General features: G+C 68.8%; 13 protein-coding genes and 1 riboswitch. Of the genes, 9 read left to right on the plus strand and 4 right to left on the minus strand.

What is annotated here, in order from left to right; genetic code table 11:
* The coding region (locus H0W38_RS06165) for a GTP-binding protein (RefSeq protein ID WP_292452157.1) at window positions 1-760 on the minus strand (760 nt) is incomplete at its 3' end.
* Between the two features lie 150 nt (window positions 761-910).
* Window positions 911-999, plus strand: a riboswitch (S-adenosyl-L-homocysteine riboswitch).
* 96 nt (window positions 1000-1095) lie between these two features.
* On the opposite strand from H0W38_RS06165, the gene ahcY reads away from it, so the two are divergent.
* The 3 genes from ahcY to metF all read left to right on the plus strand — a co-directional run bounded on the left by ahcY (window position 1096) and on the right by metF (window position 4246).
* A complete protein-coding gene (ahcY, locus tag H0W38_RS06170) occupies window positions 1096-2529 on the plus strand; it encodes an adenosylhomocysteinase (RefSeq protein ID WP_292452159.1) in 1434 nt (477 codons plus the stop codon).
* 83 nt (window positions 2530-2612) lie between these two features.
* A complete protein-coding gene (locus H0W38_RS06175; RefSeq protein ID WP_292452161.1) occupies window positions 2613-3392 on the plus strand; it encodes a TlyA family RNA methyltransferase in 780 nt (259 codons plus the stop codon).
* Window positions 3389-4246, plus strand: a complete 858-nt coding sequence (gene metF, locus H0W38_RS06180; RefSeq protein WP_292452163.1) for a methylenetetrahydrofolate reductase [NAD(P)H] — start codon at window positions 3389-3391, stop codon at window positions 4244-4246. Before H0W38_RS06175 ends, metF begins: the two co-directional genes overlap by 4 nt.
* Window positions 4247-4283: 37 nt before the next feature.
* Here the strand turns inward: metF and H0W38_RS06185 are convergent, their stop codons facing one another.
* Both H0W38_RS06185 and H0W38_RS06190 read right to left on the minus strand, forming a co-directional pair.
* Window positions 4284-5120, minus strand: a complete 837-nt coding sequence (locus tag H0W38_RS06185) for a PPK2 family polyphosphate kinase (protein ID WP_292452165.1) — start codon at window positions 5118-5120, stop codon at window positions 4284-4286.
* 17 nt (window positions 5121-5137) lie between these two features.
* The gene (locus tag H0W38_RS06190) at window positions 5138-5752 is read right to left on the minus strand and encodes a 5-formyltetrahydrofolate cyclo-ligase (protein WP_292452167.1); all 615 of its coding nucleotides are present in this window, start codon (window positions 5750-5752) and stop codon (window positions 5138-5140) included.
* 245 nt (window positions 5753-5997) lie between these two features.
* Between H0W38_RS06190 and H0W38_RS06195 the strand changes: the two genes are divergently transcribed.
* From H0W38_RS06195 to H0W38_RS06220, 6 genes are all read left to right on the plus strand, one after another.
* Window positions 5998-8070 (plus strand): lytic transglycosylase domain-containing protein, encoded by a 2073-nt coding sequence (locus H0W38_RS06195; protein ID WP_292452169.1) that lies wholly within the window; start codon window positions 5998-6000, stop codon window positions 8068-8070.
* A gap of 11 nt (window positions 8071-8081) precedes the next feature.
* Window positions 8082-9038: a complex I NDUFA9 subunit family protein gene (locus tag H0W38_RS06200; RefSeq protein WP_292452181.1), complete on the plus strand. Its 957-nt coding sequence runs from the start codon at window positions 8082-8084 to the stop codon at window positions 9036-9038.
* Window positions 9039-9153: 115 nt separating this feature from the next.
* The gene (locus H0W38_RS06205) at window positions 9154-9834 is read left to right on the plus strand and encodes a glutathione S-transferase family protein (protein WP_292452171.1); all 681 of its coding nucleotides are present in this window, start codon (window positions 9154-9156) and stop codon (window positions 9832-9834) included.
* 197 nt (window positions 9835-10031) lie between these two features.
* Window positions 10032-10763, plus strand: a complete 732-nt coding sequence (locus H0W38_RS06210; protein WP_292452173.1) for a PEP-CTERM sorting domain-containing protein — start codon at window positions 10032-10034, stop codon at window positions 10761-10763.
* A gap of 89 nt (window positions 10764-10852) precedes the next feature.
* Window positions 10853-12103, plus strand: coding sequence for a multifunctional CCA addition/repair protein (locus tag H0W38_RS06215; protein WP_292452175.1), 1251 nt, complete (start codon window positions 10853-10855; stop codon window positions 12101-12103).
* 193 nt (window positions 12104-12296) lie between these two features.
* Window positions 12297-12584 (plus strand): hypothetical protein, encoded by a 288-nt coding sequence (locus H0W38_RS06220; RefSeq protein ID WP_292452178.1) that lies wholly within the window; start codon window positions 12297-12299, stop codon window positions 12582-12584.
* A gap of 132 nt (window positions 12585-12716) precedes the next feature.
* Here the strand turns inward: H0W38_RS06220 and H0W38_RS06225 are convergent.
* A partial coding sequence (locus tag H0W38_RS06225; RefSeq protein WP_292452179.1) for a hypothetical protein occupies window positions 12717-13105 on the minus strand: 389 nt, incomplete at its 5' end.

Genomic DNA, 13105 nt, shown 5'->3' on the forward strand with positions numbered 1-13105 from the left:
ACACCGGCGTCTGGCGCGCGGCGACGAAAGCCGCCTCGTCGAAGCTCGGCGCGGCGCCCTGCAGCAGCTCTACGGTCTGTTCAGCCTGCTCGTAGTCGTGGCCGAAGCGCTTCAGCAAGGTCACACGCTCGGTCAGCGCAACGGTTTCGTCATCAGCGCCGCGCTTGTCGGCGCCCGCCCTGAACAGCCGCATGTGCCGGCGGCGCAGATCGACGATGCCGCCGAAGGCCTTGCCCTGCCCGACCGGCCAGGTCATCGGCACGCAGGGCATGCCGAGCTCCTGCTCGATCTCGTCGAGCAGCTCCAGCGGCTCCTTGCCCTCGCGGTCCATCTTGTTGACGAAGGTCATGATGGGCGTGCCCCGCTGGCGGCACACCTCGATCAGCCGCCGCGTTTGCGGCTCCACGCCGTTGGCCGCGTCGATCACCATCAGCGCGGAATCGACTGCGGTGAGGACGCGGTAGGTGTCCTCGGAAAAATCCTTGTGGCCGGGCGTGTCGAGCAGGTTGATGACGCAGTCACGGTAGAGCATCTGCATGACCGAGCTGGCCACGGAAATGCCGCGCTGCTTCTCGATCTCCATCCAGTCGGAGGTCGCATGGCGGCTGGCCTTGCGGGCCTTCACGCTGCCGGCGATGTGGATCGCGCCCGAGAACAGCAGCAGCTTCTCGGTCAAGGTGGTCTTGCCGGCGTCGGGGTGGGAAATGATGGCGAAAGTGCGGCGGCGCCGCACCTCGGTGGCATGCGAGGAAAGTGACACGAAAAAGGCTCCTGGGCCGCGGGGCGCGAGCGCATGGACGCACGGCGATACGGCAGCCGGCGAGCGTGCGCAGGCGCGGAATGCTACCGGGTTCACCCGGGGCTCCCCGGGCTCGGGGCATGCAGGCGCGGCGGTGTGGCTACAATTTCCGCTTCCGAGGAGCGTTGCGACGGTCGCCTTGTATCGACAGGCCACTGCCAGGCTCGGAACCTTTCACCAGGCAACGGCGCTCACCCGCAGGTTTTATCGATGCGCGGTGGGTCCATGGTCGCCAAGCGATCCTCCCTTTCGTGCTCAGGCCTGCGGTTCATCGTCGAACCGGAGTCACATCTGCCATGAGTGCCGTTCTCAAACCGCTGCCCGAAACCCACTACGTCATCGCCGACCTCTCGCTCGCCGCGTGGGGCCGCAAGGAGATCAAGATCGCCGAGACCGAGATGCCCGGTCTGATGGCGATCCGCCAGGAGTTCGCCACGAGCCAGCCGCTGAAGGGCGCACGCATCACCGGCTCGCTGCACATGACGATCCAGACCGCCGTGCTGGTCGAGACGCTGCAGGCGCTGGGCGCCGAGGTGCGCTGGGCGTCGTGCAACATCTTCTCGACACAGGACCATGCGGCCGCCGCGCTGGTGGCCGAGGGCACGCCGGTGTTCGCGTACAAGGGCGAGTCGCTCACCGACTACTGGGACTACACGCACCGCATCTTCGAGTTCGGCGCCAAGGGATCGGACGCCGAAGGCCCGAACATGATCCTCGACGACGGCGGCGACGCCACCCTGCTCATGCATTTGGGCAAGCGCGCCGAGAAGGACGCCTCGCTGCTGGCCAACCCGACAAGCGAAGAGGAAACCTGCCTGTACGCCGCCATCAAGGCCAAGCTCGCGCAGGACGGCACCTGGTACAGCCGCAAGAGCGGGCAGATCATCGGCGTGACCGAAGAGACCACGACCGGCGTGCACCGCCTCAACGAGATGAGCGCGAAGGGCACGCTGCTGTTCCGCGCCATCAACGTCAACGATTCGGTCACCAAGAGCAAGTTCGACAACCTCTACGGCTGCCGCGAATCGCTGGTCGATTCGATCAAGCGCGCGACCGACGTGATGATCGCCGGCAAGGTGGCCTGCGTGGCCGGCTACGGCGACGTGGGCAAGGGCTCGGCGCAGGCGCTGCGCGCCCTGTCGGCGCAGGTGTGGGTGACCGAGATCGACCCCATCAATGCGCTGCAAGCGGCGATGGAAGGCTACAAGGTCGTGACGATGGAGTACGCCGCCGACAAGGCCGACATCTTCGTCAGCGCCACCGGCAACAAGAATGTGATCCGCTACGAGCACATGGCGGCGATGAAAGACGAGGCCATCGTCTGCAACATCGGCCACTTCGACAACGAGATCGACGTCGCCTCACTCGAGAAGCTGGAGTGGGACGAAATCAAGCCCCAGGTCGACCACATCAAGTTCCCCGACGGCAAGAAGATCACGCTGCTCGCCAAGGGTCGCCTGGTGAACCTGGGCTGCGCCACGGGCCACCCCAGCTTCGTGATGAGCTCGTCCTTCGCCAACCAGACCATTGCGCAGATCGAGTTGTTCTCCAAGAGCGGCGAGTACGAGTCCGGCAAGGTCTACGTGCTGCCCAAGCACCTCGACGAGAAGGTGGCGCGCCTGCATTTGAAGAAGGTCGGTGCCATGCTTAGCGAGCTGAGCGACGAGCAGGCCGCCTACATCGGCGTGAACAAGGCCGGCCCCTACAAGGCCGACACCTACCGCTACTGAGATGAAGCGCCGACGCTGGCTTGGTTCGCTGCCGCCGATGGGGGCGCAGGCCTTCCTCGGGGCGGCCGGGCGCAAGGCCTGACATGCGCGCAGACCAGTTGCTGGTCGCGCAGGGCTTGGCCCCGAGCCGATCGGCCGCGCAGCGGCTCATCGGGTGCGGCGCCGTCGAGCGCCGCACTCCGCAGGGCTGGGCGGCGTTGCGCAAGGCGGGTGAGGAGCTCACCGACGATGCACCGCTGCGCATCACCGACGACGCCGAGACCCGTTGGGTCTCGCGCGGCGGGCTCAAGCTCGACGCCGCGCTGATCCGCACCGGCGTGGCGGTCGAAGGCCGCGTGTGCCTCGACGCCGGTCAGAGCACCGGCGGCTTCACCGAGGTGCTGCTGTCGCGCGGCGCGGCGCGCGTGATCGGCTTCGACGTCGGCCATGGGCAGTTGCGCCCGCGGCTGCGCAGCGATGCGCGCGTGCGCGCTTTCGAAGGCCTGCACGTGCGCCAACTCGTCGGCTCCGCACTGTCCGACGAGGCGCCCGCAGCAGGCTTCGACGTGCTGGTCGCAGATTTGTCGTTCATCTCGCTGGCTGCGTCGATCGTGCATCTGGCGCCCTGGCTCGCGCCACACGGCCAAGCGCTGCTACTCGTCAAGCCGCAGTTCGAGGTGGGGCCGGAGCATGTCGGCAAGGGCGGGGTCGTGAAGGACGAGCGCCAGTATTTGCGCGTGGAAACCGCCCTCCGCGGCGCCTGCAGGGCAAGCGGCTGGCAAGTGCTCGACTATTTCGCCAGCGCCGTGAACGGCGGCGATGGCAACCGTGAATTTTTCGTCTGGGCCGCGCCGATGTCGCGGCCCCTGGAGGTCAATGGATGAATGCGACTCTCGCGCCGGCCGCGTTGCCGGTTCCCGTCAGCTTCGAGTTCTACCCGCCCACCACCGAGGCCGGCGGCGAAAAGCTCAAGGGGGTGGTGCAGGAGCTCGGCAGCGTCGCGCCCGAGTTCTTCAGCGTCACTTACGGCGCGGGCGGCTCGACGCAGGACCGCACGCTGTCCACCGTGATCGACATCGCGCGAATGGGCTTCGAAGCGGCGCCGCATCTGTCGTGCGTGGGCTCCACGCGCGCCAAGATCACGGAGATCATGGCCACCTACCGCGCGCAGGACATCCGCCGCCTGGTGGCGCTGCGCGGCGACCTGCCGAGCGGCACGGCCACGGCGGGCGAATTCCGTTATGCCAGCGAGTTGATCGCCTTCATCCGCGAAACCGAGGGCAGCGACCTGCGCATCGAGGTGGCCGCCTACCCGGAATACCACCCGCAGCAGCGCTACGCGAAGCGCGACCTGCAGCACTTCGCCGACAAGATCAAGGCCGGGTCCGACGCCGCGATCACGCAGTTCTTCTTCAACCCCGACGCCTACTTCCACTTCGTGGACGAGGTGCGCGCGCTGGGCGTCGAGGTGCCGATCGTGCCGGGCATCATGCCCTTTCACAATTACGCGCGCATCGCGCAGTTCGCCATGCGCGACGGCATCGAGATTCCGCGCTGGGTGGCGCTGAAGATGGAAGGCTACATGGACGACACCGCATCGATCCGCGCCTTCGGTCTGGAGGTGGTAACGAGACTGTGCGAGCGCCTCATCGCCGGCGGCGCGCCCTCGCTGCACTTCTACACGCTCAATCAGTCGGCCCTCGTGCTGCAAATCTGCCAGCGGCTCGGCACCCGCTGAGCGGTCCTTTGCGCGGCGTCGCTCTGGCTGCGCCGGCTCAATCGATCTGCACCGCTTTCGGGTCGTAGTCCGGCGCGGGCGGCACGAGGTTCATGCCGGCCAGCACCTGCGCCACCAGGCTCGCGATCATCAGATTGCGGTGGCTCTTGCTGTCGGCCGGGATCACGTACCACGGCGCGTGCTTCGTCGACGTAGCGGCCAGCGCGGTCTCGTAGGCGGCCGCGTACTGCTTCCATTTGGCGCGCACCGTCAGGTCGTCGGCATGGAATTTCCACTGCTTGGCGGGGTCGTCGAGCCGCGCCTGCAGGCGCTCCTTCTGCTCGTCCTTGGAGATATGCAGGAAGCATTTGACGACCGTGGTGCCGGTCTCGACCAGCAGCCGCTCGAAATCGTTGATATGCGCCAGGCGCCGGTCGCGCTCGGCAACGTCGATCCAGCCCTCGACCACCGGCACCAGCACGTCCTCGTAGTGACTGCGGTTGAACACCGCGATCTCGCCGGCGCGCGGCACCAACTGGTGCACGCGCCACAGGAAGTCGTGCGCTCGCTCGATCTCGCTCGGCGCCCGAAAGCCCGACACGCGTACGCCCAACGGGCTGCAGTGCGTGAAGACAGCGCGCGCCGTGCCGTCCTTGCCGGAAGTGTCGAGGCCCTGCAGCACCACCAGCAGCTTGCAGTGCGCGCCGGCCGTGCCGTTGGCGTGGAGCAGGTCCTGCAGTCGGTCGATCTCCAAGGCCAGTTCGGTGAGCCGCGCGTCGTCGTCCTCGCGCTTGCCGATCGAGAACGGCTTCTCGGCCGGATCGAAGTTCTTCAGCCGCAGCTTGCGGCCGACGCGAAAGGGCTCGAAGGGATCGGCGTTGGGTTTGCGGGCCATGCGCTCTCCAGCAGGCGTCAGGTTTCGCGCGACCAGACGACGCCGTCCTCGGTGAGCATGGCGTCGAGTGGAATGTCGTGCGGCTCGGCCTCGAGCCAATCGATGTAACCGTGGCGAAAGCCCAGGCCCACGGTATAGGGCCGCGGCTCGAGCCCGGCGAGCGTGCGATCGTAGAAGCCACCCCCGTAACCCAGACGCACGCCCCTCGGCCCGAAGCCGACGCAAGGCACCAGCAGCAAGGTCGGCACCATCACGTCGGTGCCCTTGGGCTTGGGGATGTCGTAGGCATCCTCTTCCATCGGGCAGCCGGGGTACCACTGATGAAAGCGCAAGTGCTTGGTCTGGCGGTTCATCACCGGCAGGCCGATCCGCCGTGGCGGGCCCTCTCCGGTGCCGTGGCCGCGGCCCTCGGTCCAGCGGTGCAGGGCGGGCAGCGCGTCGAATTCGCCCTTGATGGCCCAGTAGGCGCCCACCGTCACGTCCTCGCGCTGCGTGAGCCACACGCGCAGCGCGCTCTGCAGCTGTTCCTCGCGGGCGGGCCGGTCGGTCAGGCTGAGGCGCTCGGCCCGCAGCATGCGGCGCAGTTGCGCCTTGTCGCGCGGCGCGCTGAGCGGGTCGAAGGGCAGCGTCATGGGCGGTCCGTGTCGGTTGTCACCGCATTTTGCCGCGCGGCGGGGCCGGGGCTGCACGTCGCTGGCGGCCGCTGCGCCCTGGCCGCGCGCCGAGCCGACATGCCGGCGAATGTCGTGCATTGCTATGTCCTGCAGATGCGCTCACCGCAAAGTGCTGGGTTAAATTCAAACGCGACGCAGGTTGGCGCACTCGCCGGCCGCCCCTCCATGCCGGCTTCGCCGGCTCTCACCCGAATCCCTCAGGCATGACCTTCTTCCCGGATCGCTTCCATGGCGCCGGCCGCGCGCGCACTGCCCGCGCCGCGCGCGTCGGGCCGGTCGCCCGCATTTTCGGCCTGGGCAGCCTCGCTCTCGTGCTGGCCTTTCCTGCGATGCCAGCCGCTGCCCAGAACCCTGGCAACGAGGCGGTGCTCGAAGCGGCCGACGCGCTGCGCAAGCGCGACCAGAGCCGCCTCGATGCCGCTCACGCCGCGACCGGGGCGGCTAAACACCCGCTCGGCATCTGGACCGACTACTGGCAGCTCCACAACCGGCTGGCGCAGGCACTGCAAACCGACCTCGACGCCTTCTACGCGCGCTGGCCGGGCAGCTACCTCGAAGACCGCCTGCGCAACGACTGGCTGCTCGAGCTCGGCAAGCGCCGCGACTGGGCCAACTACCGCGTCGAGTACCCGCGCTTCGAGCTGAAGGACGACCGCGAGGCGAGCTGCTACTGGCTGCTGACCCGCCACCTCGACGGCGACGACGTGAAGCGAGAGGCCTTAGCTGCCTGGCGCGCCCAGCGCACCGACGACGACGGCTGCGCGCTGCTGGCGACCACGCTCTACGAGGCCAAGCGCTTCACTGACGCCGACGTGTGGCTCAAGACCCGGCTGGCGGTCGAATTCAACCGCCCGAACGAGGCGCGTCAGGCGGCGGCCCTGCTGGGCGACAACGTGGCAGGTGCAGTCCGCGAAATCTTTGCGGACCCCACCCGCTACCTGCAGCGCAAGGCCTCGGCAGGCGGCCCGCAGGCGCGCGAGATCACCGCACTGGCGCTGATCCGCGCCGGCGCCCGCGACCCCGAAGCCGCGGCCGTCCGCCTGCAGGAGCGCTGGGCGGCCGAACTGCCGTCGGCGACCGTCGCCTGGCTCTGGGCCAGCCTGGGCAAGCAGGCTGCCATCCGGCTCGACACGGCCGCCAGCGATCATTTCCAGCGCGCCGAAACCTCGCGCCGCAACGGCGACGAGTTCGAACTGCCTGACGACACGCTGGCCTGGAAAGCCCGTGCCGCGCTGCGCGCGAACAACGGCGCCGGCCGCTGGCAGCAGCTCATGCAGGCCATCAACGCCATGAGCGACGCCGAACAGCGCGAGACGACCTGGGTCTACTGGAAGGCACATGCGCTGAAAGCGCTGGCCCCGGACAGCCAGGCGGGCGGCGCCCTGACGGCCGAGGCGCGCGATCTGCTGGTGTCGATCGCCAGCCCCCTGCACTTCTACGGCAAGCTGGCCATGGAAGAACTCGGCCGGCCGCTGGTTCTGCCCCCCGCGCCCGCAGCACTCACGGCCGACGAGCGCGCCGCCGCCGCTGCGCAACCCGGCCTGCAGCGCGCACTCCTGCTCATCGAGCTGGGCCTGCGCAGCGAGGGCGTGCGCGAATGGAACTACTCGATCCGCGGCCTGGGCGACCGCGAACTGCTCGCCGCCGCGCAGCTGGCTTGCGACCGAGAAGCGTGGGACCGCTGCATCAACACCAGCGAGCGCACCCGCGAGCTGGTCGACATGCGCCAGCGCTTCCCCACGCCGCTGCGCGAAGCCGTGCTGGCACGCGCCCGCGACACCGGCATCGACCCGGCGTACGTGTACGGCCTGATCCGCCAGGAATCGCGCTTCATCATGGATGCGCGCTCGCATGTCGGCGCCTCCGGCCTCATGCAGCTCATGCCGGCCACCGCCCGCTGGACGGCTCGAAAGCTCGACATCGATTTCCGCCCGGGCCGCATCAACGACACCGACATGAACCTTCGTTTGGGCACCGGCTACCTCAAGCTCATGCTCGACAGCTTCGAAGGCTCCCAGGCGATGGCCGCCGCGGGCTACAACGCCGGCCCGAACCGGCCACGCCGCTGGCGTGAAGGGCCGGTGCTCGATGCCGCGGCCTGGACCGAGAACATCCCTTTCGGCGAGACGCGCGAGTACGTCAAGAAAGTGCTTTCCAACACTACCGACTACGCCGCCCTCTTCAGTGGCGAGCCGCAGTCGCTGCGCGCCCGGCTCGGCCAGAAGATCGGCCCGCGGCTGACGGAAGAGCCGGCCGAAGCAAAGGAGTTGCCATGAGCGCGCGCAACGTGCAAAAGCTGTTGGTCCTGGGCGGCACCGGCTTCGTCGGCAGCGCCCTGTGCGAGCAGCTGGTCGAACACTTCGGCGGCGCCACCGGGCGCCTCGTGGTGCCCAGCCGTCGGCCGCAGCGTGCCAAGCACCTGCTGCCGCTGCCGACGATCGAACTGACGGAAGCCGACGTCCATGACGACGCGCAACTGTCGCGCCTGGTCGAGCGCAGCGACGCGGTCATCAACCTGGTGGCGATCCTGCACGGCAGCCCGGACGACTTCGAGCGCGTGCATGTCGGCCTGCCGCGCCGCCTGGCGCGCACGTGCGTGCAAGCCGGCGTGCGGCGCGTCATCCACGTCAGCGCGCTGGGCGCGTCCGTCTCGGGGCCCTCGCACTACCTGCGCTCCAAGGCCGCCGGCGAGGCGGCGCTCGCCGACCCCTCGCTCGACGTGACGCGGCTGCGACCGTCGGTGATCTTCGGCGCCGGCGACCGCTTCCTGAATTTGTTCGCGAAGCTGCAGGGCGTGCTGCCGGTGCTGCCGCTGGCCGGCGCCGACGCGCGCTTCCAGCCGGTGTGGGTGGAAGACGTGGCCGCGGCCATCGTGCGCTGCCTGGACGACGACGCCACGATCGGTCAGGCTTACGAATGCACGGGGCCCACCGTCTACACGCTGCGCGATCTGGTGCGACTTGCCGGGCGCTGGTCAGGCCACGAGCGGCCGATCCTCGCGCTGCCCGACGGGCTTGCCCGCCTGCAGGCCGGATTGATGAGCCTGGCCCCCGGCGAGCCGCTCATGTCGAGAGACAACCTCGACTCGATGAGCGTGCCCAACGTCGCGAGCGGGGCGCTTCCCGGTCTCGCCGAGCTCGGCATCACGCCGGCTTCGCTGGAGGCGATTGCGCCCAGCTATCTCAGCCCGGGCCGGGGCACCGCCCGGCTCGACGAGATGCGCGCCACGGCGCGGCGCGACTGACAGGCTGACCGCGACCGGCGCTCGCCCCCGAGCCCGGCAAACATCACTGCGATGCGCATTTTTTCGATTGATCGCCGACGCGTTTGCGTAGCATGAGCGCCTCATTGGAGGCAGCATGCAACTCGTCATCGGCAACAAGAACTATTCGTCGTGGTCGCTGCGCCCGTGGGTGCTGATGCGACAGGCCGGCATCGCCTTCGACGAAATCCAGATCCGCTTCGACGCGTTCACGCCGGACTCGCGCTTCAAGCGTTCGCTGGCGGTGCACACGCCCGCCGGCAAGGTGCCGGTGCTGATCGACGGCGACCTGCACGTGTGGGACACCCTGGCAATTGCCGAGTACCTGGCCGAGCGCTTTCCCGAGCACCGGCTGTGGCCCGACGACGCGCGAGCCCGCGCCCGCGCGCGCACCGTCTGCGCCGAGATGCATGCGGGCTTCGGTGCGCTGCGCAGCCACTGCCCGATGAACGTCGAGGCCCTGCTGCCCGACGTAGGCGCGCGACTGATGCGCGAGGAGCCTGCAGTGCGGGCCGATCTCGAGCGCCTCTTTGCGCTGTGGGGTGCGCTGCTCGACGAGCATGGCGGGCCGCTCCTGTTCGGCCGCTTCACCATTGCCGATGCCTATTTCGCACCGGTGTGCAGCCGGCTGCGCAGTTACGGCCTGCCGGTGCCGAAGCCGATCGCTGATTACATCGAGGCGGTCTTCGCGCTGCCGGGCATGCAGGCCTGGGTGCGTGAAGCCTTGGCCGAGCGCGAGTTCCTGGCGTTCGAGGAGCCTTACCGCACGTCGCGCTGAAGCGACACCGTCGCTGCGGGCGCAGCAATGCGGGCTGCGCGTGGCGACGGGCGCCGTGAAATGCATCACGCGGCTGAGCTCTGGCCGTCCAGCTCCTTGTCAGCACTGCCACCCGAATGCGGGAACGTCCCCGTGCCCGGGGGGACCGCGCGCGAGGCTTCGCTCCTACATTGCGCTGGCGGTCAGGGCGACGTGTCGTGATCAAGCACCAAAAGGACAAGAGCATGATCTTCAAGAAGACGATGGTGGGAGTGGCGCTGGGTGTCATCGGCAGCATGGCGAGTGCGCAAGCCGTTCAAGGCACGGTCAGCGGGAGCTTCTCGGGGGCGCAGCCGGCCGGCAATGCGTCGTACAGCCAAAACGGCTCGAAGGTTTCCTTCGGCAACGACATCTTCAACTTCTATTGCATCTTCGATTGCAAGAGCACGCTGGAGTTCGATTCGGTCGGCAGGAGCAACGGCAATGCGGCGAGCTTCGCGGGCACGGTCGGCACCGCCTTCGAGCTGGGCAGTTTCAAGTTCTACAACTCGGTGGACACGGCCGGCTTCCTGACCGACCTCGACTTCCGGCTCAACCTGGATTTCGCACTGCCGACCGACACGCCCGGGCAATCCAAGTTCATCGATGTCAAGCTGGCGAGCACCACCAACCCGCAGGCCGACACGGTGTCCTTTCTCAACCTGTTCGGTCAGAGTTACGACGTCGGTTCGGGCTACTTGCTGACCCTGAGCGCCGGCGACTTCAGCGGCCGCCCGGGCGTCAGCCAGAACGGCAACAACCTCGACTTCGTCATCAACGAGAAACACCACGGCAGCGCCGCGCTCTACGGCACGATCACCGCGGCCGTGCCCGAGCCCGGCACTTATGCGCTGATGCTGGCCGGCCTGGGCATGGTCGGCTTCATGGCCAAGCGCCGTCGCGTCGACTGAAGACGCGCGCTGAACGCCGAACACAGCAGGGGCTTCGGCCCCTGTTTCCTTTTCCGCTCGCGCCGCGGCGCCGCCCTAAACTGCCTCGCATGCAACTCTTCGAAGTCGGCGGCGCGGTGCGCGATGCGCTGCTCGGACGCGCCGTCCACGACCGCGACTGGGTCGCGGTCGGCGCCACGCCGAAGCAGCTGATCGAGGCCGGTTATCTGCCGGTGGGCCGCGACTTCCCGGTCTTCCTGCATCCCGAAACACGCGAGGAAGTGGCCCTCGCCCGCACCGAGCGCAAGACCGCGCCCGGCTACCACGGCTTCGCCTTCCACGCGGCGCCCGACGTGAGCCTGGAGCAGGACCTCGCGCGCCGCGACCTGACCATCAACGCGATCGCCCGCACGTCGGACGGCACGCTGATCGATCCGCACGGCGGCCGGCGCGACCTCGAGGCCCGCCTGCTGCGCCATGTATCGCCGGCCTTTGCCGAGGACCCGGTGCGCATCCTGCGCGTGGCGCGTTTCGCGGCGCGCTTCACCGACTTCGAGGTGGCGCCCGAAACCATCGCGCTGATGCGCGGGATGGTGGCCGCCGGCGAGGCGGATGCGCTGGTGCCCGAGCGGGTGTGGCAGGAGCTTTCGCGCGGGCTGATGGAAGCGCGGCCCTCGCGCCTGTTCGACGTGCTGCGCGACTGCGATGCATTGAAGAGGCTGCTGCCGGAAGTGGAACGCCTGTGGGGCGTGCCCCAACGCGCGGACTACCACCCTGAGATCGACACCGGCGTGCATCTCATGATGGTGCTCGACATGAGCGCGCAGTTGCAGGCGCCGCTCACCGTGCGCTACGCCTGCCTGGGCCACGACCTCGGCAAGGGCACGACGCCCGCCGAGGTGCTGCCGCGCCACACCGGCCACGAAGGCCGCAGCGTGATGCTGCTGCGCGCGGTGAGCGAGCGGCTGCGCGTGCCGACCGATTGCCGAGAGCTTGCCGAAGTGGTGGCCCGCGAGCACGGCAACATCCACCGCAGCAGCGAGTTCGGCGCGACCGCGCTGGTGCGCCTGCTCGACCGCTGCGACGCCTGGCGCAAGCCGGCGCGCTTCGGCGAGGTGCTGCTCGCCTGCGAGTGCGATGCACGCGGCCGGCTCGGTCTGCAGGACACGCCCTATGCGAGCGCGCCGCGATTGCGAGCGGCGCTCGCCGCAGGGCAGTCGATCGACACCGCCGCGGTCGCGGCCGGCGCGGCCGAGCGGGGCGCGCGCGGTCCGGACGTCGGCCGGGCGATCCAGAGCGCGCGCGGCGTCGCGGTAGCGCAAGCGCTCGGTCTGGTCTCAAGCGCGGCCGAGGACGGCTGATTCGTGGGCCGGCAGATGCCGGCAGCGCGACGCCGATCGACGGCAGCGGCAAGGCGGTATGAACGCACGACAAGGACGGTATGGCTGTCGCCCGACCGCGCTGCGGCGCGGCGCGCTTGCCTAGACTTGCGGCCAGGCTGCGGCGACCGCGGCGCTTGTCAACCCTTACTTCTCAACGCCCGCCCCTACAGCAATGAAGATCCTCGGTATCCAGCTGCGCCGCCCCTCGTTTGCCGAAGTCACCACCTCCGGCGTGATGGCTACGGGCCTGTGGCTCACCTACGTGGGGCTGTCGCGTGCGAGCGGGCAGCCGTTCAACGCGGCAGATGCCGGCGCGGCCCTGCTCGTTATCTTCTGGGGTTGCGTTTGCGTGCGCCTGGGCATCCGGGTCGATCACGGCCCGCGGCACCTGGTGCTCAACGTGCTGCTGGGCGGCGCGCTGCTCCTGGTCTATGAGGGCGTGCTGGCCTTCGCCGCTTAAGCACGCCAGGGCGCGCCGTTCATCATCGCCGCGCGTCCGCAAACTCGCGCGCTAGACGCAGAACGCAAGACGCAAGTTCGCAGCCCGCTGTGCTGCGCCGCGCCCGCCGGCGGTCCGTCTGCCCGTCCGCCTCTATTGATCCAGACTGACCTGCCAAGTCAGAAGCAGGCGCTGGTCCGGTTGGGGTGCCAGCGTGTGCTGGACCGTCAGGCCGATGTGGTTCTCGTCGTCGGGCCGGTAGGTACTGCCCAGGCTGAGCGAGCGCGCCCGCATGCCGTCCCAGTATTCGTGCTCGCGGCCGCTGACCACCAGCTGCGCATGCCGGCCGAGATGAACGGAAGCGGTGGCGGCCAGCATGTCGCCGTCTTCGGGCAGCGCCCGCCACGCCGCGCCAGAGATCGCGAACGCGAACTCGCCCGGAGCGGGCCGGTAGCTGCGGCCCCAACGCAGGCCGGTCGAGACGTTGCGGAAGTGGAAATCGTGGCCGAGCACGGTGCGCGACTGCGTGCCGTTGCCGCGGT

The sequence above is a fragment of the Methylibium sp. genome (genome assembly GCF_013817365.1).
Classification (GTDB): Bacteria; Pseudomonadota; Gammaproteobacteria; order Burkholderiales; family Burkholderiaceae_C; genus Methylibium.